This window comes from Saprospiraceae bacterium (genome assembly GCA_016709995.1).
Lineage (GTDB): Bacteria > Bacteroidota > Bacteroidia > Chitinophagales > Saprospiraceae > JADJLQ01.
In genome coordinates this window covers 2,186,950-2,210,302 of record JADJLQ010000001.1, presented here as the reverse complement: position 1 = coordinate 2,210,302, position 23,353 = coordinate 2,186,950, and the positions used below count along the sequence as shown (strand labels likewise).

The 23,353-nt window shown below is 35.7% G+C and carries 21 protein-coding genes, 1 tRNA gene and 2 pseudogenes; 5 read left to right on the top strand and 19 right to left on the bottom strand.

Annotated features, from left to right (window positions below; all coding sequences use genetic code 11):
* Nucleotides 1–168: 168 nt before the first annotated feature.
* The 11 genes from IPJ09_09295 to IPJ09_09245 all read right to left on the bottom strand — a co-directional run bounded on the left by IPJ09_09295 (nt 169) and on the right by IPJ09_09245 (nt 10,626).
* A complete protein-coding gene (locus tag IPJ09_09295; protein ID MBK7371621.1) occupies nt 169–1,476 on the bottom strand; it encodes a hypothetical protein in 1,308 nt (435 codons plus the stop codon).
* Between the two features lie 107 nt (nt 1,477–1,583).
* Nucleotides 1,584–3,215, bottom strand: a complete 1,632-nt coding sequence (locus IPJ09_09290) for a PKD domain-containing protein (protein ID MBK7371620.1) — start codon at nt 3,213–3,215, stop codon at nt 1,584–1,586.
* 41 nt (nt 3,216–3,256) lie between these two features.
* A complete protein-coding gene (locus tag IPJ09_09285) occupies nt 3,257–4,009 on the bottom strand; it encodes a trypsin-like peptidase domain-containing protein (protein ID MBK7371619.1) in 753 nt (250 codons plus the stop codon).
* Nucleotides 3,948–4,544 (bottom strand): FHA domain-containing protein, encoded by a 597-nt coding sequence (locus IPJ09_09280; GenBank protein ID MBK7371618.1) that lies wholly within the window; start codon nt 4,542–4,544, stop codon nt 3,948–3,950. The genes IPJ09_09285 and IPJ09_09280 overlap by 62 nt, the downstream gene beginning before the upstream one ends.
* Nucleotides 4,508–4,690 carry an FHA domain-containing protein gene (locus tag IPJ09_09275; GenBank protein MBK7371617.1) on the bottom strand — a complete coding sequence of 61 codons (183 nt, stop codon included), beginning with the start codon at nt 4,688–4,690 and terminating at the stop codon, nt 4,508–4,510. The genes IPJ09_09280 and IPJ09_09275 overlap by 37 nt, the downstream gene beginning before the upstream one ends.
* 30 nt (nt 4,691–4,720) lie before the next feature.
* Complete coding sequence (locus tag IPJ09_09270) at nt 4,721–5,353, bottom strand: hypothetical protein (protein ID MBK7371616.1); 633 nt, start codon at nt 5,351–5,353, stop codon at nt 4,721–4,723.
* A 122-nt stretch (nt 5,354–5,475) separates the two neighbouring features.
* Nucleotides 5,476–5,967 carry a serine/threonine-protein phosphatase gene (locus IPJ09_09265; GenBank protein MBK7371615.1) on the bottom strand — a complete coding sequence of 164 codons (492 nt, stop codon included), beginning with the start codon at nt 5,965–5,967 and terminating at the stop codon, nt 5,476–5,478.
* Nucleotides 5,964–6,833, bottom strand: a complete 870-nt coding sequence (locus IPJ09_09260; GenBank protein ID MBK7371614.1) for a serine/threonine protein kinase — start codon at nt 6,831–6,833, stop codon at nt 5,964–5,966. Before IPJ09_09260 ends, IPJ09_09265 begins: the two co-directional genes overlap by 4 nt.
* Nucleotides 6,824–8,770 carry a serine/threonine protein kinase gene (locus tag IPJ09_09255; GenBank protein MBK7371613.1) on the bottom strand — a complete coding sequence of 649 codons (1,947 nt, stop codon included), beginning with the start codon at nt 8,768–8,770 and terminating at the stop codon, nt 6,824–6,826. Before IPJ09_09255 ends, IPJ09_09260 begins: the two co-directional genes overlap by 10 nt.
* 12 nt (nt 8,771–8,782) lie before the next feature.
* On the bottom strand, nt 8,783–9,385 hold the full coding sequence (locus IPJ09_09250) for an FHA domain-containing protein (protein MBK7371612.1): 603 nt from the start codon (nt 9,383–9,385) through the stop codon (nt 8,783–8,785).
* A 629-nt stretch (nt 9,386–10,014) separates the two neighbouring features.
* A complete protein-coding gene (locus IPJ09_09245; GenBank protein ID MBK7371611.1) occupies nt 10,015–10,626 on the bottom strand; it encodes a hypothetical protein in 612 nt (203 codons plus the stop codon).
* Between IPJ09_09245 and IPJ09_09240 the strand changes: the two genes are divergently transcribed.
* Nucleotides 10,561–10,701 carry a hypothetical protein gene (locus IPJ09_09240; protein ID MBK7371610.1) on the top strand — a complete coding sequence of 47 codons (141 nt, stop codon included), beginning with the start codon at nt 10,561–10,563 and terminating at the stop codon, nt 10,699–10,701. The two genes, IPJ09_09245 and IPJ09_09240, sit on opposite strands and share 66 nt — an antisense overlap.
* Nucleotides 10,702–12,923: 2,222 nt before the next feature.
* On the opposite strand, the gene IPJ09_09235 is transcribed toward IPJ09_09240, so the two are convergent.
* From IPJ09_09235 to IPJ09_09225, 3 genes and pseudogenes are all read right to left on the bottom strand, one after another.
* On the bottom strand, nt 12,924–15,251 hold the full coding sequence (locus tag IPJ09_09235) for an AAA family ATPase (GenBank protein ID MBK7371609.1): 2,328 nt from the start codon (nt 15,249–15,251) through the stop codon (nt 12,924–12,926).
* 401 nt (nt 15,252–15,652) lie between these two features.
* Nucleotides 15,653–15,949 carry a hypothetical protein gene (locus tag IPJ09_09230; protein MBK7371608.1) on the bottom strand — a complete coding sequence of 99 codons (297 nt, stop codon included), beginning with the start codon at nt 15,947–15,949 and terminating at the stop codon, nt 15,653–15,655.
* A 190-nt stretch (nt 15,950–16,139) separates the two neighbouring features.
* A pseudogene (locus tag IPJ09_09225) lies at nt 16,140–16,473 on the bottom strand (single-stranded DNA-binding protein).
* A gap of 323 nt (nt 16,474–16,796) precedes the next feature.
* Here IPJ09_09225 and IPJ09_09220 point away from each other — a divergent pair.
* The gene (locus IPJ09_09220) at nt 16,797–17,108 is read left to right on the top strand and encodes a hypothetical protein (protein ID MBK7371607.1); all 312 of its coding nucleotides are present in this window, start codon (nt 16,797–16,799) and stop codon (nt 17,106–17,108) included.
* Between the two features lie 556 nt (nt 17,109–17,664).
* Here IPJ09_09220 and IPJ09_09215 read toward each other — a convergent pair.
* The 4 genes from IPJ09_09215 to IPJ09_09200 all read right to left on the bottom strand — a co-directional run bounded on the left by IPJ09_09215 (nt 17,665) and on the right by IPJ09_09200 (nt 20,651).
* A tRNA-Gln gene (locus IPJ09_09215) sits at nt 17,665–17,735 on the bottom strand.
* Nucleotides 17,736–17,812: 77 nt separating this feature from the next.
* On the bottom strand, nt 17,813–18,655 hold the full coding sequence (locus IPJ09_09210; GenBank protein MBK7371606.1) for an N-acetylmuramoyl-L-alanine amidase: 843 nt from the start codon (nt 18,653–18,655) through the stop codon (nt 17,813–17,815).
* Between the two features lie 126 nt (nt 18,656–18,781).
* Nucleotides 18,782–19,219 (bottom strand): hypothetical protein, encoded by a 438-nt coding sequence (locus IPJ09_09205; protein MBK7371605.1) that lies wholly within the window; start codon nt 19,217–19,219, stop codon nt 18,782–18,784.
* Nucleotides 19,220–19,277: 58 nt separating this feature from the next.
* Nucleotides 19,278–20,651, bottom strand: a complete 1,374-nt coding sequence (locus IPJ09_09200; protein ID MBK7371604.1) for an N-acetylmuramoyl-L-alanine amidase — start codon at nt 20,649–20,651, stop codon at nt 19,278–19,280.
* A 220-nt stretch (nt 20,652–20,871) separates the two neighbouring features.
* Here IPJ09_09200 and IPJ09_09195 point away from each other — a divergent pair.
* Together IPJ09_09195 and IPJ09_09190 are read left to right on the top strand one after the other, a co-directional pair.
* A pseudogene (locus tag IPJ09_09195) lies at nt 20,872–21,409 on the top strand (hypothetical protein).
* 8 nt (nt 21,410–21,417) lie between these two features.
* Entirely contained in the window at nt 21,418–22,002 is a 585-nt protein-coding gene (locus IPJ09_09190; protein ID MBK7371603.1) for a DUF1572 family protein, read from the top strand.
* A gap of 39 nt (nt 22,003–22,041) precedes the next feature.
* Here the strand turns inward: IPJ09_09190 and IPJ09_09185 are convergent, their stop codons facing one another.
* On the bottom strand, nt 22,042–22,542 hold the full coding sequence (locus IPJ09_09185) for a DinB family protein (GenBank protein MBK7371602.1): 501 nt from the start codon (nt 22,540–22,542) through the stop codon (nt 22,042–22,044).
* Nucleotides 22,543–22,700: 158 nt separating this feature from the next.
* On the opposite strand from IPJ09_09185, the gene IPJ09_09180 reads away from it, so the two are divergent.
* Nucleotides 22,701–23,111, top strand: coding sequence for a hypothetical protein (locus IPJ09_09180; protein MBK7371601.1), 411 nt, complete (start codon nt 22,701–22,703; stop codon nt 23,109–23,111).
* The last annotated feature ends 242 nt before the right edge of the window (nt 23,112–23,353 follow it).

The following is a 23,353-nucleotide window of genomic DNA, read 5'->3' as shown; positions in this document are numbered from 1 at the left end:
GACTATTTGTTGCTAGGTCCTTAAAATAAGATCAATTAAAATCCAAACTTAAGGGTCACAATAGTCTGGGATCTACAGGTTGGGCAGTGTAAACTAGAATAATAGCATCTGGGTAAGAGTGTTCAAGGCATATGGACTTCAGTAGTATGGCAATAACTAACAAACAATTCATTTATTCAAATTGAAACCTACCATACCAGAATATTGATTCGAGAAAGGGTCAATATTTAGACTAAATTTCCCAAGCTTATATCTTCGGTTATATTCATTCTTGTTTTTAAGGCCTTTAAATAAAGTTAAAATGGCATCCCCAGCTATAATAACTCCCGAACCTATTATGAGCCCTTTAAATAGCAAATCCTTTTGCCTTGCTCGATCATAGAATTTTTGTGCTTCCGCTTCAATTCCTCCTCTTTGCCCTCCTGTTAAAACCCCTAGGTCATTCTTTTGATACTCAATTTCAAATGATTTATACTTTGTGAAATCTCTTTCTGAATCCAATTTTAAGTAAAATCCGGAAGCAACCATTATACTTACTAAGGCAGTTGTAAAAAAATGAGTCTTTTTTCTTCCATAACCGGTATAATCACCTGAAGCATAATAATGACCTACTCCCGGAAGGACAAGATCGAATAGGGCATACTCTGGTCCTCCTTTAAGTCCAGGAATTTTCTCCGGATTTTTAGCTGTTGATGTAGAAGAAATAGGATTTAGGGGTGCCTTATTCTCCGTTGCTAACTTAGTATTCGCGACTAAAGAGCTTTCAGGTGTGACTATAATATTAATAATTTCTGTGCTTGAATGTCCCTTAGAGTCAATTATGTCTAATTTAAAAGTATATGGTCCTTCGGTAAGGTTTAAAATTCGAGTTCGAGATGAGTTTTTAGATTCAATATCTCCCGGAAACCCAGATATAATTGTCCAATTATAAGTGAGCGCATCACCTTCAGGGTCAATTGATCCAGAATTTAAGACTAACGGTAGATTGTCCTTTTGGATAGATAATTGGGCCCCTACTATGTTGATCTTTGCAATGGGTGAATAATTGATTTCAATTGCAGGTTTGGTTGCAATGATAGTAAACTGAATGGAATCTAATTTGTTTCCCTTGTCCTTTACTACATGTTTTATTGAATACAATCCAGGCAATTGAATATCAAAGTAGGCTTTTGGAGATCTAGGGTCGGTTCTGATTATTAAATGGTTTTTATTTCCAAGTGCTTCTTTCCAAATGTATAAAATATTATTTCCATCCTCGTTATCATAAGATTGAGAAATTATTTCATAATTTGACAGAGGTACATCAACTGTCAAAACCAAATCTTTTAACTTGGCGATTGGCTTTTGATTTAGAGGAATGGAATCTTTCTTAAAAATTTGTGTCAAATTATTTGGTTTGTTGGCTGAAGGGATTATTTGTTGTATTGCTAGGGTTGGTTTTGTTGGATTAACATTTTTAGTAGAATCTTTATTCAATATGCTGCCGATCTGAGCTTTAGCATCAAAGGAAAGGGCAAATCCAATAAATAATAGACAAATCCTTAGTCTCAGAGAATTATATGAATAATAATGAATCAATTTAACTAGTTTTTGGAAAGATGCTTCAAAATGCCATTACCAGCAATAAGTACCTCAGTTTCATTTTTGGAATTAGGAAAAACATCAAAATCATTGATTGAATCCGACCAAATAATTTTACTATCTAATGTACTTAATTTAGTTCGTAATAAAGAACCGTCTTTCATAAGAGACCAAATATTATCATTAAAATCAACCAATATTTTTTTAGGGGCTGACAGTAATAAATTTACATTTGTTTTTGAAAGAAGCCGTTTATACACTCCGGTTGAATTAGTAACTACGATCCCTGATGAATTAATAAAATACATATCGCCACTAATTTTATTATGAATTAATCCAAAACTCTCATCGTCGAGTAGATTGATAGTAGGTCCAATTTTTGCATTAGTGTCACCATAAGTATAATAAGCTAAATATTTTTCACCATTTCTAATTCTAAAGAAATATTTACTTATGGTATTATAAACAATAGATTTAGATAATCCCACAGCCAAATAATGTCCTTCAATGTTACAATCTAAATCATTTACTTTTGTAGTAATAAATTGTCCGTTCCACTCAATATCTTCCCATTTGTTAGATTCTAATTTTCTTGACCCTGTTGAACCTATATTCCATAAAGTCATTCCAATAGCATCTTTTTTTAATTTATTGCTAGGGTCAATTGAAAAAAGAGTTGAGGGCAAAGGTGTTACATTATTAGAGCTTAATGCACAAGCATAAAAGTATCCTACAGAATTTAAGACATATGCGCCACCATTAAAATAAACTATTTGATGAAAACTATTTGAACCATACAAATTCGGCAAATTAATTTCTTTATATTCATTGTTAGGTTTAGCTATAAAAACCGTGTCTTTGAAACTTTGTGAAGTACATTCATTTGAAATTGTTGCTATAACTGTATATCTACCTTCATTTTGATAAGTATAAGTGTGTGATAAGGATTTTACAAAGTTTGATCCATCACCGAAATTCCATTCTACCCCAATCACTCCTGTATAAGAGGTTAATGAGAACGATCTACTGTTCCATCCATTTTCTATTATTTTGATACAGTTATTACATACAACGTCCTTAAAGCAATCAATTATAATTTCTTTCGGAATAGTATTTTCTCCACAATCTGTGGATACCGTGAGGCTTGTGATATATTTTCCTGGTTTTAGAAAGGTATGCGTTCCGGGAGATTCAGTACGAATAATTTGTCCGTCTCCAAATTCCCACTTATATCCTAAAATATTTAAACCCGCAACCTTAGTAGTATTATTGAAAGTGACTTTGTCTTTAACTACGTTAAAATCAAAAGATGGAATCGCTAAACATGGTCCAATCGTAATTGTTTTATACCAAATGGATTCACCACATTCATTGCTCGCTCTAAGGCTAAGTTTATAGCTTTCATTAATTGATTTAGGTTGGTATTTATGTGTTGGTTTTTCCAGTGTACTATAACCTCCATCTCCGAAATCCCATCGTATTTGCCGTCTAGATCCATTTAAAAATGTTACTGAATCAATTTTAATTGTTTGTTCAATTGGGTCAATAAAATATGTGATATAATCAATATAAGGTTTAAAGCAAATTTGATCATGATTGTCCTCAAATTTATTACATGTGATTCCTGAAATCACAACGGAATACAAAATGATTGACCGAAGTATAGATTTAAACATCACTGTACCATTAGATCACCAATTAAATATGCCAAAATACCAACATTGTGGTCAGCACCCGTACCATAAGTATTTACTCCAATTATCTTACCTGTCTTTACATGAATAACCGGAGAACCGCTTGCACCTTTAGCACTATTGGCATTATATTGAATTTCATGAGGTTTCCTTATCATACTTATACTCCCTTTATCCAAAGTAGTCTGAATATACGGTTTTGTGTTATCCCATAGACCAATACCAAAAGGATAACCTTGAACCACCACATCATCAAGAACAGTAACTTTATTAAATGAGTCTCTTGAAATGATGTCTTCTTTGCTCACATAGCTGGAACCAGGTGGAACAACTTTTGCTGACAATTGAATAATAGAAAGATCGACGGTTGGGTCATTGGATGAACGGACACTGCTAACGTTGCATGGAATTATACTTGACGCCAACTCATTTTTGTTAATAGTCTGTTGATTTGCAATAATACCTAATTTTATTGATTTGCCACCATAAATCAATTTTATATAATTTGAGCCATCATGAATAAAAAGTGTTTCTTTTAAATCACTTTCCAACCATGGCTCGGCAACATGCCTATTTGTAACTACATGTCCTGCATCAGAAACTAAAAATCCCGTGCCAAATAACTCAAATGGCGTAATCTTATATAAATCCCTTTCATCATTAACCCTCTCTTTATTTTGCCCTAGGAAAGATGTATTTCCTTTGGCATCCTTTAAAGTATAAAAAAAATTGATTGTACACCATCACAATGGACTTACTAAAATCTTGAGCTGTCTTGACTGGCTCGGGAGGTGGTGGAATAATAATCTTATCCCAGTTTAACCACATTAATAAGGATAGTAGAGTAATGACCCCAATTCCAGCAAGCATAAGTTTTTGTTTACCAGTTAGACCTGGCACCCCAATCTTTGTCCAATCTAAAATCTCGTCATTACCTAAAATTATTTTTTGACCTTTATTAACTTGCCTAAATTGATAAACTGGCAAACGGTCACCATTTACTTTGGTGCCATTTTTGCTCTGATCTAAGATAAAGATTTTATTGTTTCTAGTAATAATTAAACAAGCATGATTTCTTCCTGTAGATTCAGACTTGGTAACATATGCATTCTCAGGGGCACGACCTATGTTAATTACTCTGTCTATGTTTGATGGAAAAATAATTTGAGGTATTCGCGACCACTCTAGAGAAGCTATATCAGCTAAAGTTATATTGTCACCTCGACGGATACTTATTTCTTGATTTTTGGCAATCTTGCGCCATTTAATGTTGTTCCATTTGTACTGGTATCTTGTATGGTAAGTCGTCCATCAGGATACTGACTTATGGTAATATGGTGACTGCTTATAACACAGTTAGGATCAAAGATGACATATCGGTTATCCGGATCGCGACCAATTGTGAATTTTATCATCTGTTTTGGAATATTTTAGTTTATCAATTATTATTGTTTTGATGTATCTATGACAGGTTTTACTCCTTTGGCATCAGGGGGTGTATTTGCTTGTTTGGAATCAGGAACAGAATTTGGATCTTTTGGCTTCGTCTTTACATTTTCTTGGTCCTTTAATCTAGGGATACCTTGTTTTTTTTCAACGACCTTTGACTTAGAAGGAACGGTTTCTTTTGTTTTATCTCTTGTTTTTGGACTTCCAGGAGTATTTTCATTAGAGACTTTTTTTTCAACTGATTGCACTGCAAGAATTTCAGTTCGAGATTGGATTTGACTTTTTGTTATTAAAATCTGGGAAGTAAGAGAATCAATTGTGGTACCATTTCTTGCTGCATGATTTCTTATTTCTTTCAGCTCACTTTTAATACTTTTTAGTGATAGGAAAATCATTCCAAAAAGAGTCAATCCTATAATTGATAAAATTATCGTTATAATATTTCTCCTAATCAAATCCACCACACTCACATTAACTTTCATTTTACTGTTCTCCATCATTTTTATTATTATAGATGTTAAATTATCAAAATTTTGCGACCTTTTCAACCCAGATTCTTTCACTTCTGAAAGAAGATTTAGATTGATTCGCTCAGAATGGTCATCAAAAAACCTAAAATGTTTTTTCAATTGTGGTTCAGGAATAGGATTCCAGATTCCATCACTACAGATTAAAAAACAATCAAATTTCTTATAAGCGAATTCTAAGGATTCTTCAATAAATATTTGATTACCACTACCTAGGGCTTGTGTTAAAATATTAGATTCATGGTGAACTCTAGCTTCTCTGGATTTATTATACCATTCATTACCAACTCCGATACTTTGCTATGATCAGTAGTGCAAAAAACAATATCCTCATCGCGGAATTGATACACCCTACTGTCCCCAATATGAAATGTCTTGGCAAAAATATCGTTAAGGAATAAGATTGCAATTGTGGTACCCATTCCTATTAAATTTTCATCCTCTTGTCCTCTCTGAAGAATTATACGGTTTGCCAAATGCAAAGAATGCCTGATACTGTCCAGTATATCGACACTTTTTTGAGACACAAATTCATTTAAAACTATTTTAACAGCAATCTCAGATGCAATAGATCCACCATTTCTACCACCCATACCGTCGGCTACAACAAATAGAGAACCATGTTGGGTCCTTACCTTGCCAAAATAGTCTTGTTGATTGCTCCGCCCACCAATATCACTTATCTCCGAAACTATATAATTTAATCCTAAGCTCATGTGGATTTAAATATTTTTGACCAAAAATTAATATATTCAGATTCAAGGGCTTGTTTCATAGATAAAGCATCCTGGAATCGATTTAGAGGGTTTAGATCGGTCGCTTTTTTCAAAATCTTATATACGGATTCGGGAATATTTGGGTGCCTAATTAAGGGCTTATCATTCTCCGAACTGGCAATTGCACTGGAGATAGAAGATTTCAAACTTCCAGATAATAGTCTGTGAAAGGTTATTGCTGCTGCATAAAGATCTGAAGTTGCGTCTATTACATTTCCGTTTAGTTGCTCTGGAGAAGAAAAATCCGGTGTACCTAATGGTCTGTTTGTTTCAACTATACTTCCATATTCATCAATTCTTTGAACATCTACTTTAGCAATTCCAAAGTCCAAAATAACAGGTAATGAATCTTTGGTGATTAGGATATTACTTGGCTTTATATCCCGATGTATAATCTTTGGAAAATTTGAATGCAAGGCATAAAGTCCATCTAACATGCCAGACATTATTACCCAGGCTGTCGTCTTATGCATTTTTTTGGTTTCCCCTGACTCAATCAAATCACTTAATAAACTACCCCTGTAATACTTGCAGATAACATGATAAATGCCATCCTGATAAATTAGTTCGTACATTTTCATAACATTTGAGTGTTGAATCCGTACTGTAGATGCTATAACTGTAAGAAATTGCACGAAGGCGCTGGACGCCATATTACGATGAAGTACTTTTATTGCTAATTCCTGAGAATCAGATACTCGATATCCTTTAAACACATTACTCATTCCCCCCCGGCCAATGAAAGAAGCTTGATCATCTGGATCAAATGTATATTTATCTATATTACCGAATAGGGTTACTTCCATTTTATAGCATTTAGCCTGGAATTTGCAATGCTAGTACAATTTTTAAATCTGTCGATTTCTCCAGCAGAACTGGTAAAACACTCCAACCACAACTTTCCTTTCTGCATTGCAAGCGTGTCAGATTTTAGATCAAAACTATATTTTAGTCCTTTTACGAAACGAATAAATAATGTATCAAATAAAAAATTTTCTTTTGAAATTAAAAAGTCCAAGTCACTATGTGATTTCTTTAATTCATAGATTGCCAAACTATCGGAACTCCAAGTGTCCAAAATCGATAAATATTGATTAGTAGCTTGTACATATTCGCTATTAAAAGAAAGAAGGTCAGCTTTTAACAATAGAGTTTGTCGGTCTTGTTCTTTTTTATCTTCGAGTCGCTTTAAAGCATTATGAGCTTCATTAAATTCTCCTTTTAAGAAATAGGCCCTTGCCTGTAGTTTATCATTTTCAGTTTCTTGTGCTAGATCCAATAAATAGTCTAAATTACCTGTACTTACTAAAGTTTCTTCTAAGGATGATACAAAATATCTGAATTTGTTCCTGTTACGTTTAATTTCATTAGAAAATTTAGTCAATAATGCTTTGCTTTCATCCAGATCAATATTCAAAGCTTTTTCGAGCTTAATTTCATCCATCCAATCTATTTGATTGTTTATTAGGTCTAGTTCTTTAGAAAAAGAATACATGGGTGTTTCGCGAATTAGTTTTAATAGCAAGAGGCAGACAGGGTTATTGAGGTTAATATCAGTATTAGTAATACCGGATAAATCTACTTTCCCATTAAAATATCTAGGGTTTGATAACCAATATGTCCAGCGGTTCTTTGTTTCTACTAGGCTCAAGATATTCTTCTTATAGCCTTGAATTAGATTTATAGTATCCTTATTAAGGATTGATTTATTAATCGTAACTCTTTCAAATTTAGGACAATCAATTATTATTGGAGGTGGGTTAGGAACTTTATTATGATTATAATAATAAAAAAAAAAGCCTAATAGAAAAATACTTGCAAAACTGACATACATCGGTAAGGTAGTCCTGTTTTTAATTGATAATAATTCCCCTGCTAAAGACCCATTATCCTTGAACTTATTCAAGTCAGTTAGAAATTGGGCAACGTCCTTATATCTATCTTTAGGAATTTTGGCAGTTGCATTTTGCAAAAAGTAAAAAAAATATTTACTAATATTAGGATGTTCCTTAAGTGGTGTATTGAGAATATTCTGAAAGAGTTTGTATTCACTGTCGCCGTTGAAGGGTAATTCACCAGTTAAGGATTCATAAAGTGTTATACCTAAGCTATAAATGTCCGCTTGAATCCCAACTGGTCCGTATTGAGAAGAATTGATTTGTTCGGGGGGAATATAATGATATGTTCCAATTATAGAACCTACCCTAGTGATACCATGACTTTGTGACAAAGGGTCATTGACTCTTGCAATTCCAAGATCCATTAGCTTGGCTGATCCTTCAGTGGTGATCATTATATTTGAAGGATTTACATCTCGATGTATGATTGAGGGTTGGATATTATGAAGGTATTGAAGGGCAGACCCAATCTCAAAAGCGATCTTCTTAACTGTAGAGAAGTGAATACTATTATTCCTTTTTCTCGCTGCCTGAATTAATCCAGCCAAATTCTCCCCATCTACGTATTCTGATATTAAGTGATAAATATTACTTTCTTCGTCCACGATCAAATCGTAGATTTTAAGTAAATTTGGATGATCAAATCGCAATGAAGCCTCTTGTTTAAGTCTCGATAAAATCGAATCATCAATAGTAAGATTACGAAATAGAACCTTTACCGCTACAATTTTATTATTGCCGACTTCTCTACCTTTGAAGACATTTGATGTACCCCCCTTTCCAATAAGATCATTGTCATCAAATACATAGGTGTTTTGAGTCCCTCTTAGCGTTACGAGTGCCATTATTAAGGAAATTTACAATGATACATTAGTGGTACCAGGTCCACCTGAAGTTTGACTCACAGGATAATCGGGTATTTTACTTGCTTCTTTAAAATTTGAATTTGCTTGACTATTTATTAGGTTCCTGTCAATAACCATCAGTAAAAGTTCAAACTCTCCGAATTTCAACACATCGTTGTTTTTAAGTGTAAAACCAGAGTAGATGTCTAGCCTTTTGGAATTGACAAAAGTTCCATTGGCACTACTAAGATCCACTATTTGAATTTTCCATTCTTTGCCTTCATTAACCAATGAAACATTTATCTTAGCATGATCAGAACTTACATGCTGTTCATTTAGCTTTATGGTATTATTTTTACCTGTTCCAATACTATTATTACCTTCTCTAATCTCGAAGAAATCCCCGTTTTTGCTCCTGGAATAAGTAACTAAAAAGCCCGCTAACGTCGATTTGTGCTTAATAGATGGAGCATGAGATTCAGTGCCTACGATTGTGCCGCCGCTTAATATGGCTCCTCCTGAAGCCACATTGGTGTTTAATTGTACGGTGCCCTGATTGAGGTTAGGATTATATGAATTGGCAAAATTGGGGTCATCGTAATTCTTTCTTTCCATAGAATAGCATTTAGTTGATTCAGAATTTAAGCATTTTGTAAAGAGTGACCTTACTAGTTAAAGTTAACAAATTATGAGTCCATTGTCCTTTTTTTTTTCAAATCCCACGTATTAAAGATCTACTTAAGATTTAAATCGACTAACAACCTGTATATGAAGGTGTTAAACATATATTTTTCCTGTTGGATGGTAAAATAGTGATTGTCATGCTTTTTGATTTTCTATTAAAATGTTGGCCTAGGTAATGTGATAATGCGGCTTTCGATAAAAGGGTAGTGTAAATTCCGCTGGATCTGACTCCTCATTATTGGCTTTTGATACTGAATATAAAGCTTCGTGCAGGATGGCATTCTAGGATCCTTGAAATCGTGCGAAAGTCTAATTCTAGGATCTGAGGGCCTGACATTCCGTCACATCAATTGAACATCAAAAGTACTCTCTGGTAGTTTATCAATCTATGAGTAAGATTATAGCTTAACCATCCATAGCATTCCCTCTATAGGCAAAAGTAAATGTACATCTGCTGGTTCTCAATAATTTTGTTCTATATAGGCCACTATTATGATTATATGTTATTATTTAGCAACATTTAGTTAATTAGTATATATAGGGACTATCAGTTGCTAATCTTAGGCAAGGGAGAATATATTTTCCTCATGAGCCAAAGATTTTTGTCTTGTTACAGGTATTTTTAAGTGATTAGAGCCAGTTATGACATAGTAATCTAACTTCGTCTTAGGATCTCTTTTCCGATAGAATTTTCGAAAGCACTTCAGGAGTCTAATTGCCTTTGCTTCAGTTATTTGTTGCGCTGGAGTCCCTAATTCAGACAAATACATCTGCATATTATTTCTAATATCCAATTTGGTTACTTTGTAAGTGGTACTTTTTTGAACTGGAAAGTAATAATCCAGCCTATCTACCGCAATATGTCCTTTTGGGTTAATATGGAATATAGCCGACTGCATTAAAAAATTGAACTTTCTATTGTCTCTACTTTTAATAAGGCTGTTCTTTATAAGATCAAGCATTTTATTTGAATCTACATACTTGTAAATCTTTAAAAATTCATTGATAATCATTTTCTGAAATCTCGTCAATCCTCCATCCAACAGGTGAGTCGATATTATAGATTCACTATCACTGTTCTTTAATAGTGTTATTATGCTCTCTACTTGGGCTTTTCTACCAATAAGATTAGAATCTGGCTTTTCAACTATTGTTTTACTGTAGAGAACCATATGTTTTTACAGAATTACCTTCAGATATTAATTTATTTTTTAGTGCTACCTTGGTCCTATATAGTGTATTTCTAACTCTGATTGATTCCAGGTGAGCATCTATATTTAGGTAGGATGTCACGATGTTTCCATCTTTATCTTCTCTTACATATCTTAGGTTTTTAGCTTCCAGAAATGCTAGCATTTTACTATTAAATTCATGTAAGATTTCCTTTAGGACCAGACTTTTGCTGTAATGCTTTTTATTACATGCCATTGCATCAGCTTGAATTTTAGAAGTTTCAATTAGACTATCTCTAGATAGCTCCTGGTCTTTCTCATCAAAACTATAGAGGTCATGGATAATGGTCTCTGACAACAAGCCTGTTCTGCATCTACCGGCTATTTGTTTAAGTCTACGATCTGAAAGAGCTTGAATCTCATTTGTATTCCCTGAAATAGATACCAGATGATAGCTTTCTTTGAGATCAAAACCAGTAAAGTAGGCTGAAGTAAAGAAGTTAATTTGACCAGGCAGTAAGTCACTATCAAGCTCATGATAATAATCCCCAACTGATCCTGAAGATGCACCACTGCATAAGATTTTAATCCTATCTTTTGAGACAAGGTCATTCTTGACCAAATGATTAGCTAAACTGAGTGAGCCTAAAACTGAATTATAGGCTACGAAAATCTTGTCTTGAGGACTTTTGACTATTATCTTATTAATAGCATCTATGGATACACCTTGAAGGCTTGATCTGTTTGTTGTGATTACTGTAATGTTCCTTGGTTTTGGTTTATCGTACTTAATAAAGGTTATAGGCTCTTTGGCTAATATAGGGTCAGTGAAGTCTATTCTGGTAGCTGAGATCATTGCCCTGCTATCTAGCTTAAAAAGCTTATAGTAATCCAAAGTCATCTCCATGCTCCTTCTAAAAGTGCTATCGAGCTGGAAGGAATCTATTTCATCAATCAATAAAAAGTAATCTTTGTAAACGTTTGGGCCAATAGCATCAATCACCTTACGCAAACTATCTGCTACTACAAGAATCTTCTTATAGGGTATTGAGGTATCAGAAATGTAACTTAAAATTTGAGCATTGCTAGTGGTCTTGTCGGGATGATACTTAGTACTGCTTCCAACGTATAATGCATTGTGTTTATAAGCTTTTGATGAAGCAGTGATTTTAATAGGCTCTACAATGATAGAGTTTCGCTCAGTAGTCAGTTCAAGAGAGGTTGCACCCATACCGGTCTCATCTTTATATATAAATCCTGATGGGGTTTCAAGAAATACATCCGCTAAGTAAACAGGTTCTTTTTTCCTGGATTGGTGTCTTTTTATGGTTAATGTGTTGCCTTTAGTGGTGTGTTTTGTACTGACAATCAGCTTTTTATTTTTAATTCGATACTGATCCTCCTTATATTTTTTCATAATTTAACTAAAAATAAATAGTTTAAACCCAAATTTTTAATCCATAATTAGACTATATTCTCGTTCTGAACCATTTAATATTTGGCTAAAGAAACCTCTATAAGGTCAGCTTGACTGCTTCGTTCAGTCTTCTAGTCATCAAAACGAAAATGTACTATAAACTTAGCAACATTTAGTAATTCAATATATTTAAAGACTATTTGTTGCCTAACTACTAACACAGACTTTAATCTATCTATAACTTAGGGGTCAGCTTGTAACGGAATTGGGGGACAAATTGGTCCGGAATCTACAGTTGATGAATAAAGCGATGACGGAACAGATTTTAGCAATAAGGTTTGTTCAACGGGCAAGTATTGGCGAAGGCTGGGAATTTGTTGCTTGTCCTGCCCAGGCTAACCTATGTTGAAAATAGAAATAAAAGTTGATGATTTGTATTTAGCCCAAAGTTGTTTGTCATGCCCGAATCACTGCTGCACAGCGTTACAAATGATGCGACACAGCTTCCGTCTGCCCAGCCTTTGCCAATACTTTTGTTGGCGGTTGCTGTTATTTTACCCAAGTTAAAACCTTTGATGCGTAGATTATTTTTGAACTTTCCTTTTCCCCATCGAAAAAGTTTGTTGGCAATAAATTGAGCAATTTTTTTGAAGTTACTTTAGATGAAATATCAATGATTTCCTTGATGGTTTTCATCTTAGAAAGTTGTAAGCATTTTTCTTTAACTTTTGTTCGAGAACCAATTCTTTATCAAGTGCTAACACTTTTCCAAACTCAGTTAATCTATTTTGGTCGTCTATAATTTCGAGTAGTAACAAATCACGTTTAAACCTTTTATTTATGATATATTCATTGTTTAATAACAGCGGAATTTGCTCAATTATTTCTTTTGATGAACTTCTTGGAAGCATTTCGGATTTGTCCCCAAAGTAATATTTGAATGGCCCCTACCTCTTCCTTTAACTGGCTTAATAATTTTACTCTTAACATCTAAGTCTAAAAACAAAAGCCAACTTATTAAATAATTAGCATAATACTCCCAAGTTGCATCTTGAAATTCCTGTTTGAATGTGCTTTTTAAAATTTGAACTACGTCCGCTTTAGCGATCTTATTTTTGTTTAAATTTTTTAGTTTTAAGTAGGGCGTGTAGTTTTGAAATTTTGCAGTAATGAAAATAATGAACCCTTCTTTGCTTATCTCGATTTGGTTAGTTATCGAATAATAATCTCCATTTTTTTGAACAATTCCTAAGTTCCTCAATTCGATTAATATATTGTATAACGTCTCTCCACTAATTTCCTTGGGATGTTTTTTCAAAATTGTTTCAATAGTGACATTCTCATTTGCTTGAAACAAAAGCAAAACCTCTAAACAAATATTTACAGGTTGCCGGAGTAAATAACTTTCGCCAATTAGAGGTATTATACCTGTAACCAAATAATCTCGGTATATATCCCAATAAATATTGTAGTTAGCGCCCGACCTTATGATTAATCTTTTGTGCAAGAGCGACATAATGGTCTCACTCTCTATAATGTCTCCTACTTCTGTTTCGTCAAAAAAATTGCCGTCGTATGCCTTTTTGGCTATAAGTTTAAGAGCCTTGAGTTCTTGGGATTCTAACCGCTCTTCATCCTTTTTAAAAAGATCTAAGATGTTTAAATTGGCTTCGATAAGATTTTCTTTTGATAACCCTGATTGAATTTGATCAAAAATATGAATACAAAGTTTTTTTGTGAGCCACGGCAATCCCTGTGAACTTTCTTTAATTCTATCTTTAAATCCTTTATCTAATTCACCAATCGAACCTTCAAGCTGCTTGATAATACCATCAATTTCCTTCTCACCAAATTCACCTATCGTAAACTCTCTTGCCTGTTCTTTAGCTTGTTGCCATATATGATATGCAGGATCATCACTTTGAATGAAAAAATCCGATTTCCATGAGAAGCCGATAATCAAGTTAGGTTTACTGTCAGTTACATCGGTCAAGAATTTATAAAAGGTCTTAAAAAAATCCTTCTTACGAAACACATCTTCAAATTGATCGAAAATCAGCACCAAAAATTTTCCAGATAATTTTAATTTCTCCAAAAGCATTTTAATACTTTCTGATGAAAGCAAATCAACGTTGGAAGTGAAGCTAACTTCTTGATGAAAAATGTCTTTTTTTAGAAATCCCCTTTCAATTGCAGAATTAACAAGCTTTTTAAACGACAATGCTACAAAGTTGTCCGATATCGCACTACGTGTGTCAATTGCAATTCCAAAGAACTTGTTTTTGTAGTGTTTGTTTGAACATCGTTCTTTTATTTCCAAAACCAAAGAGCTTTTTCCCCATCCCGACTTTCCGTTTAAATAAAAAATTCTTTTTTCAGAGGATTTATCTCTGATTTCTTTGAAATAGCTTAGGATTTTTGTTCTAATATCGTCTCTGCCAACAAAGTGATTTCTCCGGGAGGAAGCAGGTAAATAATCATACCAGTTTTCACTTTCCTGAACTTCAGAAATTGTCTCTAAAATTGGCTGATTGCTTTTTTCATTACTACTGTTGATTAAATATTCAGAATAATTATCAATTAGAGATAAACTGCTTATTTCTGCGATTGAGTTTTGAAGCATTATGATGTGTTCTAAAGCAACTTTTTTCTCATTTCGTTTAGCGTCAACCGCAATAAATTTTGTCGGTAAAGCATTGGATTCATTGATGAGATATATAAAGTAATCACCCAAAAAGGTTATTGCTAGTATTCGTTTTGATATTACAAAATTTGCAAGGCTAGCCAGAGGTTCATAAATCATTTTTCCTACTTCAAGCATTTCAATAATTTCAGTCGGCTCGAAAAAAGTTAAGTTTTTATACTCTGTTCTATCCTTCATTTCCCTTAATAAAGCTCCGGCCTGACTTTCTAATTCTTGAGTGCGAAAGAAGTACCCTTTATCGACTTTCTTGAAACCTACATTAAAAGCAAATTTCGAAAGTTCATCCGATGACACTTTTTCTTTCGCTTTGCATTCTACATACAGGCTCTCTTTAGTATGTTTCTGTTCCGCTACTAAATCGATTTCCATTCCAGCAAAGTTGATATTGCCACGTATGTCATACTGATGAAGAGACAATAAATTCCTGACCAGGGCTTCAAAACAATTTCCTTTTGCTTTATTTGAAGAATCCTCTCCTAATATTATCCTAATTTCTGATTTCATGTTTAAAAGTAGTAGAGTGTTTGTTTACAGTTGCCCGCCAACTTACAGGACTTTGTGTAGGAGTGGAATAAAAGTACTTAACTCAGGCACAAACGGTAATCACAGAGAAAAAGTAATGAGTTAAAACGGGATCTCATGCCACTCTTACACAAAATACATGTTACATGTCGCTAATTTAGAAAGTTAATTAAAATTATGAGTATTCACCATAGTGATGACCCCTGCTTAGGTTATAAGTTATTATTAAATACTGGAATATGTCATATTTGTGAATTAGAAGATTTTGATAAACACCAGGTGACATTTTGGATTTATAAAAATCAAGCGACTTGGTTTAATATTACTTCAAAATCAGATAAAATGTTTCCAAGAAGTGGTGACAAACTTTGCATATAGCATTTCTAATAATCTCGGTTTACAAGAGGCGTGGACCACTCTTCGGGAATCGAGTCAATTTGAAAATCAGTGTCGGGAATTTCAGATTTGCAAAACTGTTGAACAAGTTTAAAATTTCTAATTCGGTTTTCATAGTATGTATGAAACAATTGATCAATTGACTGATTATTTTCATTTAAAATTTCAATTGCGTTTTGAATTAGAAATTCCAATTCAGTTACATCTGATTTAGTAGAATCCAATTTTAAAATTCTTTCTTTAATTTTCGATAGACTTTGTTCCGCATTAAATTGTTTTGTCATAATTATTATCATTTGTTCATCAAATATAAGCACTTATGATTAAACTTTTACTCGAATCTAAAGTGACATGTAACACATAAGTTTATGATATTATATGATACTTTCAAAAAATAATAACACCTGATTATCAATGATTTATCGTTATACAAAGCGTATTTGTCGTTAGGACAATTCACTTTTTTAAATTTTTCTAAAAGGGAGGCGGTAAGTCGGTTTCCTCTATAAGATCAGGGGTTATTTCTTTTGAATTTTTATCTAAGAGAATGATTTGATCTGCGACTATTTCAGTAATGTATTTTGTAAGGCCGTCTTTGCCCTCATATTGACGATAATTGAGCTTCCCTTCGATATATAAGTGGCTTCCTTTGTGCAAGTACTGGCCTGCAAAAAACGGCCAATCCACGCCAGGCTACTAAAGTATGCCAAATAGTATTTGATTTTGTCTCTCCATTTTTCATCCGATATATTTCAGTGTTCGCAAGAGCAAACTTGGCTACTGTATTGTTGTCCTGGAGAGATTTGATATCAGGGTCAGCTCCTAAATTACCTAGGAGAAATTCTTATTTTATCCAGGTATGAGCATTTCTACCATCATATAATTCTTTTCCTATAGGGGAAACAGTACTGATAAGATGACATCGAGATGTTAAACTTTAGCTATATTATTATTATGTATGGCTATCTGGCTACATAAAAATTTGGTCATAAACAGGCTGGATGTACTCTATTGAATATCTATTGTTTAAGCTCCAAATTGAAAGATTTTTTATTAGACTGTCCCGATTATTTAGAATATTATTAATATCGTATTGGTTATTGAGACCTTTTATCACCTCTATTGGGAAATATGGATATCAAACTAAATACTGAAGGGATAATAAAATTAATCATGGCTATTGCTATGTTAATATGCTTATTACCAATGCCTTACGGATATTATCAGATGGTTAGATTAGGATCTGCAATAGGTTTCTCTTACCTGGCCTATAATCTAAAGTCAGGGGAAAGTAATATGCTTTTGGTATATATTGGACTTGCTATCCTTTTTCAACCTATAATCAAGATATCATTAGGCCGGACCTTATGGAATATTGTAGATCTGGTAGTGGGTATTTGGCTAATCTTAAGTGTTTATAAAAATGGGAATAAAGCAGTATGATCCTTTTAATCTACCTGAGGAATTTGATATCTCAGATAATGTATGCAATTCTGGTAGGTGTATAGCTGAACTCAAGAAAGGTCCATACACGTTTTCTCTGCTTCTGGTTCATAATTTTTACCTAGAATGTATTGGTAGAGAAAATAATAATGAGATAGTATACAGCGAATGGCATATACCTACGATGGAGGAGCTGGAGAAGTATGGAGATTTTTGGGTAGATAATTGATTGTTGTATAGTAGTTATTCGCGTGAACCTAGTGCTTCATGACTATAGAGAGATCACCTGGAGGGTATTGGTACTGAAGGCGTTGAATAATTTAAAATAACATCGTGCCTCTAGGGGAGAAAGATAAGTATATGAACTGGTGACCTGCCTGAACCAATAGTAGATCCAAGTGAGTATTTGACTTGGCGCAAGAGGATCAAAAAGTAAAAACATCAATATATGACCTAAGTTTATGCAAAAGCCTATGGGATCCCTAAATTTGTTTGACAGATGTTTGACAGGCATAATAAAAAACCCTCTAAATCAACGACTTAGAGGGCATTTTAGTTGACCTACTAGGATTCGAACCTAGGCAAACAGAATCAAAATCTGGTGTGCTACCGTTACACTATAGGTCAATAGCTTGTGGAAGCGGGTGCAAAGATATGAATTTTGGCATTTTGAACAAAATGATCTTTGCTTCTTATTTTTAAGCCTATAATTTTAATATTTTCCGATGCATAATGTCAGGTCCTGCCTGGATTATAAGGTGATAGACCCCTCCTGGATAGCCGGAGAGATTTAGCAGGTAGGATGGATCCGGGCTACGTGTTAGGATGTTGTCAGACTTAAAGATGAGTTGACCTTGACTGTTAAATATTTTGTAGTTCAAGGTGAAGGATGGTAAAGGATTGAGGGTCAACTCTGACCAGCCCGTTGTGGGATTGGGTGACAATAATATCTGTAAGCGGTCCTGGTGAAGTGTTATATCTGTGGCCAAACACGCAGAAGTGATCAGATCGGATACGGTGGTCCTAAGCTTTGGCAAGTCCTGGTATAGTTTTTCTCCCGGACATTCGGTGGAGCAGCCATCCCGATGCCCGGAGATGCGCAATAAATCGAGGCCGCTGGATGAATGTGGAGCTCTTTCTCTGGGTTCGATGTTTAATTCGCAGGATTTCCATGCTAATAATTGAGTTAAAGTGCTCAATGCCTCTGGGCTGGCAGTTTGATCAGTATAGAGGCCTAACATGCAGACTCCCATAGTATTGCTGTTTTTACTGCAAAAATGAGCTCCAAGGGCATCTGCTCCGTCAGAATATCTTCCTTCAAATAAAGTACCGTCGGGAGCAATCAACCAATTATACCCTATGTCTGAATATCCATTGGATGCTACATGGAAATTCCAAATACTGAGCACAGTAGCAGCCCAGTCTGGTGAATTATTTTGACCTGCGGAATGGTGTACTATAAGGTGTGTCACAGGTGAAGTAGTCGCAACGGGCCAGGCCCCTTGAGGACAGTTCCAGCCAGATCTGCTGACATATTTTGGCTTCATGCAAGCACAAGACGATTTTTCGCGTAAGCCTGATGATAAAACCGGTGAGGTGTTATTTTTTTGACAGAACCAGGATTGAAAAAATTTAATCGAATAGCTTGAATACTGGTGCTATCTGATTTGAGATTACTGATGCACCTCAGTTGATAGTAAGATATGGATTTGTCCAGGGTCATTAAGGTAGATACCGCAGTAAATCGACCACCTTCGTAGTGGTTCTCTATATGTAAAGGCAGCCACGGATCCCAGTCGAGGCCATTGGCCGAAAATCTGACTAAGAGAGCAGATTGATTTTTGATCTTCATTTTGTTCTGACCAGGCTGCCGAAAAACTCAAAAAGGGTTCAACATGATCCAACTTAATCTTTTGTGGCGCAAACAATACCCCAGTTTGTTTTTGGGCATTCCTTGGTATATTGGTCTGGGGGTCCAGGTTGGTAAGATCTGCTATTTTTAGTGAGTTGGGTAGCATATTTTTGAGCTCAAAATATTCTACAAAGCTTTGTTGACTAATGCATTGCGTCGAAATGCTGAATGCTATAATGCCCAAAATGATCCCTTTCATAAATTATTTAAGTCAGAAGGTTTTAGCCTATTTGATCTCGATGATATTAGTTTTCAATTTACAACTTAATGACTTTTTGGCGAATGGTATGGTTAGACTCAGTCAAGAGTACGCAGTATACCCCGGGTTTAAATTGATCCCAACCTTTCACTTTTTCGTTAAATGACCCGGACACAGTAAGGGTTTTACTTTTTAATATTCTGCCATCCATGGACAAAATCTGGTAGTAGCTCAGCTGGTTTTGCGGAACATATCCATTTAAATATAGCTGATGGGTGGATGGATTAGGGTAGCAAGTCATTTGCAAAGTAGCCTTTTGATCATAGATGGGGGTCGAAAAACAAGTGCGTTTCAACTCTGTATTCACAGCTGATCGCAAATGCGGTATCAGTGACTGTAGACTGTCGCCAGGGCAAGCTGTCTGGCACCCTAGCCGATGTCCCTCGATGGTGCGTTGGAGAGATCCAAGTGATGCCAGGTAGGTGATTTCCTCCGGATTGAGCTCCCAAAGACATGATTTCCAGGTCAACAATTGGATGAGAGCGCTTTTTGCTTTTAAGGTTATTTGTTGATCATCATAACTGCCTAACAAGCATATGCCGATTGTCTGAGCATCTGCGTTGCAAAAGTGATCGCCCGGTGACTCTATGCCGTTATATACTCTTCCTTCGTAGATAGTACCATCAGGGGCTATCAACCAATTATAGGCGATGTCTGTATATCCATAAGTGATGGTACTGGTGTTCCATAGACTCAATACGGTTGCTTCCCAACTAGCAGATAAAGCAGGACCGCCGGAGTGATGAAGGATGATATGCGTGATAGCCTGTTTGGCAGTTGGTGTCGCTACATACAGGCAATTCCATTTAGCCCTGCTCACATAATTTGGCTTAAAGCAAGTGCATGACTCCGTTGATACCCTTCGTTGGTCGTATCGATTGACTGAATTCGAACAGGCCTTTAAGTCATAGCCGGGATTATAAAAATTGATTAATATGGCATGTATATTGAGCCGTTCGTGAAGAAGGTTGCTGTTGACTTGTAATTGATAATAGGTGTATTTTTTATCAATATACATCTGAGTAGAGGTTTCGGTGAATCTTCCTTTTTCAAAATGATCATAAAGCTTAAAATCTGTCCAGCTATCCCAGGCACTGCCATTGGTAGAGAATCGTATAGCGAGGGTCGTATTGCCGGGCTTGTCATTGGTCTCATACCAGGCTGCAGATACGCTGATGAAAGGGGTAGCACCATTTAGTTGGATCGGACGCGGGGTGATAGTAAAAGCAGTGTTTTTGAGTTGGTCAATAGAAAGATTGGTTGTGAGGTCCAGATTGTCAGAAGCAATCAGATTGGACTTCACGGAAATAAAATGTTTTACCTCGATATCTTCCGTAAAGCTTTGCGAGCTTAATGAAAGCGCTATCATCATTAAAGTGAATGTAATCCCAAATTTCATCTAATGTTTAGTAAGTGATCTGATCTTTTTCTTCTAAGAATAACGAATATTTCCTTTTAAAAAAAAACTAATTTTGGAAAAAATTTAAATATTCAACTTTATGCACCGATGGATGATATTTGTTTTGGTGGGGATACCGACCTTATTTTTTGGACAGACCAATAAGTCAAAATACAAAGCTGGATCAGCTAATCAGTTTACCTTGTTCGATGTACAATTTACCTACACCAAAGCTGATGCGGATAGCTCCAAACCAAGCAAATCCCATTTTTATGTCAAGGGTGATCTGATTAATGCCGACCGTCCCAAAGACTGGACCAATCCTGTAGATTTTCGCAATGGCACGGTTCACATCCGCTTAGAAGTGCTCGAGAAGGCCCCTGGGAGATGCTCCAACAGTTTGGACACTCTGTTATATCCCAAATAAAGGCCAGGGCAATAATTATGGATGCACAGGTACTCAAATCTATACGAAAGAAGGGGTTTACGAAAGAGATATCGATATGAATTCTTTTTGGGAAAATCAATCTATCATCTGGACTGAAGGTATCAAGCAGATGGATTTGGTCATCAAAGACGATAGTGGTGGTCAGGGGCATGCCCACAAACGCGCAGATTCAGAACATTTTTTTCCTACAAAGGTCCGAATCACCATGGTTCAGGTGGCTTCAGGTGCGGTTTATGATCCTGGTTTGGTCAAAAAAAGACCTATCCGTATTAATCATAAATAATGTAGATAATGGACTTTGTAGGTTCTGTTCAAAAGCTTTTTCTATACTACAAAAAGTTGGGTGAAAAAGCCAAGGATCAGGTAGAAGAACCACATTTGTTTGTTCAGGCGAATGAAGACTGCAATAGCATCGCGATCATCGTCCAACATCTTTACGGTAATATGGTGTCGCGCTGGACAGATGTTCTCAGCACCGATGGAGAAAAACCCTGGCGCAATCGAGATCAGGAGTTTGAAAAAATCATTGAATCAAAAGAAGAACTCTTGCAGCTTTGGAATAACGGGTGGGAGTGTCTTTTTGGTGCCCTGGATTCACTGAAACCGGAAGACCTCGACACTGTCATATATATTCGAAATGAAGGTCAGACCGTGCAGGAAGCCATTCTGAGGCAACTGGCCCACTATCCATATCATATCGGGCAAATGGTGCACATCGCAAAAGAGCTTAAGTCCTGTTCATGGAATAGCCTGTCCATAGCGCGTCATGCCAGCAAGCAATATAATGATGAAAAATTTTCGCAAGAAAAAGGTGCACGAAATTTTATGGAGGGCAATATGGATAGGGTGAATAACAAAAAAAGTAAGCGGCTTTAGTAATGAATTGCTTTTTTCTATTCAATTCACTTGAAAAGATTATCCCCCCATCTCATCTGCACTCGGTCCATAAGGTCCTGGTACAGGAATATCCAACAATCTCATACAAACCTGGAGCTGTGCCCGATGATGGGCATTTTGACCGAAGGCATGCCTCACTGCCTCCCATTTTGGCAGAGCCAGATAGGTGACATCACCCGCACCCAAAGACCAGGGTTCCTCCAGGATATCATCTGAGGATTCGTCCAGGGCTTTTATGGCTTCATTGACTGCAAAATCAAGTCGCTCTAAAAGTTCATCAGCCGTGTTCATATCTGCTGCTGGATAAGGACTGTTGATAAAGTCCCACCGGGGATGCTTTAACACGATAGCTATCATCAAAGGCATCTCTGCAAGGTGTGAGGCCAGTGGTTTGAGCTTCATGCTTTTAGTATGTGGTTGCCAATCCATTTTGTCAGCAGGTACGATGGCAAGCATGCGACGAGTCTGAGCCGCTTCAGACTCCAGTTCTCTTTTGAAAGATTCGATAAAAGTGATCATGATGTTTTGTTTTAGTCACAAAGTAAGCTGAGACGAGTGTCAAAGGTATGTCAGTAGGGATGAATGGTAAATAATTTTTTTAGCGAATTGAAGGATATGCAGTGATGTAACTATTTGCTAAACACAGCGTAATATTTACAATTAAACAATAAATGAAAATGAAAAACTTGATCTTCAAATCATTCCTGATGGTTATTTTATTTGTCGCTGCTCAAGATATGAGCCATGCACAATACTTGCAGACACTGATTCATAAAGCGTACCTGGCTGTGATCGTAAATACCGCCAGTTTTACTCCGGCGACTACCAGCACTACCAATACTTCTTTTGATGGCCAAAATGCTGGCACTTCCACAACCGGAAAATCTAGTCAATATCCGGATCGCGCTGGAAATCCTAATACTAAAATGACCAAAGACCAGGACGGAGAGCCGATGATGCTTCTGCCGGTAAAAAAGATCGCACCCGCGAACATGGTGGTTCCGCAACCAATGGCAAGTGTGATGGCAGGAATGAAAATGAAGGGAACTATAACAGACAAGCTACTTCCAATCGGAATGGCACGGTAAGCCAGAAGGATGGTAGGTGTGGCAGGTAATGGTCATTGCAAAAAATTATATTATGGAGCCCTGGCATTTTGCCCGGGCTTTTTATATAATTCAATATCTAAGAGCTGATTTGTCAATATCTAAGAGCTGATTTGGGTACTCAATATTCAAAAAGACCTTCTATGGGTCATCCTGTTTGACCAGTGTTTTGATCTTCTGATTTTAAGGTGATTCAGTCATTAAAATAATGTAGACATAAGATT

Excerpts from the sequence above, each read along its gene's own strand:
- IPJ09_09205 (MBK7371605.1), bottom strand. The coding sequence starts at position 19,219 with ATGAAAGGGATCATTTTGGGCATTATAGCATTCAGCATTTCGACGCAA.
- IPJ09_09235 (MBK7371609.1), bottom strand. The coding sequence starts at position 15,251 with ATGAAATCAGAAATTAGGATAATATTAGGAGAGGATTCTTCAAATAAA.
- IPJ09_09265 (MBK7371615.1), bottom strand. The coding sequence starts at position 5,967 with ATGAGCTTAGGATTAAATTATATAGTTTCGGAGATAAGTGATATTGGT.
- IPJ09_09230 (MBK7371608.1), bottom strand. The coding sequence starts at position 15,949 with ATGACAAAACAATTTAATGCGGAACAAAGTCTATCGAAAATTAAAGAA.
- IPJ09_09190 (MBK7371603.1), top strand. The coding sequence starts at position 21,418 with ATGGACTTTGTAGGTTCTGTTCAAAAGCTTTTTCTATACTACAAAAAG.
- IPJ09_09180 (MBK7371601.1), top strand. The coding sequence starts at position 22,701 with ATGAAAAACTTGATCTTCAAATCATTCCTGATGGTTATTTTATTTGTC.
- IPJ09_09185 (MBK7371602.1), bottom strand. The coding sequence starts at position 22,542 with ATGATCACTTTTATCGAATCTTTCAAAAGAGAACTGGAGTCTGAAGCG.
- IPJ09_09220 (MBK7371607.1), top strand. The coding sequence starts at position 16,797 with ATGGATATCAAACTAAATACTGAAGGGATAATAAAATTAATCATGGCT.
- IPJ09_09250 (MBK7371612.1), bottom strand. The coding sequence starts at position 9,385 with ATGGAAAGAAAGAATTACGATGACCCCAATTTTGCCAATTCATATAAT.
- IPJ09_09260 (MBK7371614.1), bottom strand. The coding sequence starts at position 6,833 with ATGGAAGTAACCCTATTCGGTAATATAGATAAATATACATTTGATCCA.
- IPJ09_09245 (MBK7371611.1), bottom strand. The coding sequence starts at position 10,626 with ATGGTTCTCTACAGTAAAACAATAGTTGAAAAGCCAGATTCTAATCTT.
- IPJ09_09200 (MBK7371604.1), bottom strand. The coding sequence starts at position 20,651 with ATGATGATAGCGCTTTCATTAAGCTCGCAAAGCTTTACGGAAGATATC.
- IPJ09_09275 (MBK7371617.1), bottom strand. The coding sequence starts at position 4,690 with ATGATAAAATTCACAATTGGTCGCGATCCGGATAACCGATATGTCATC.
- IPJ09_09210 (MBK7371606.1), bottom strand. The coding sequence starts at position 18,655 with ATGAAGCCAAAATATGTCAGCAGATCTGGCTGGAACTGTCCTCAAGGG.
- IPJ09_09255 (MBK7371613.1), bottom strand. The coding sequence starts at position 8,770 with ATGGCACTCGTAACGCTAAGAGGGACTCAAAACACCTATGTATTTGAT.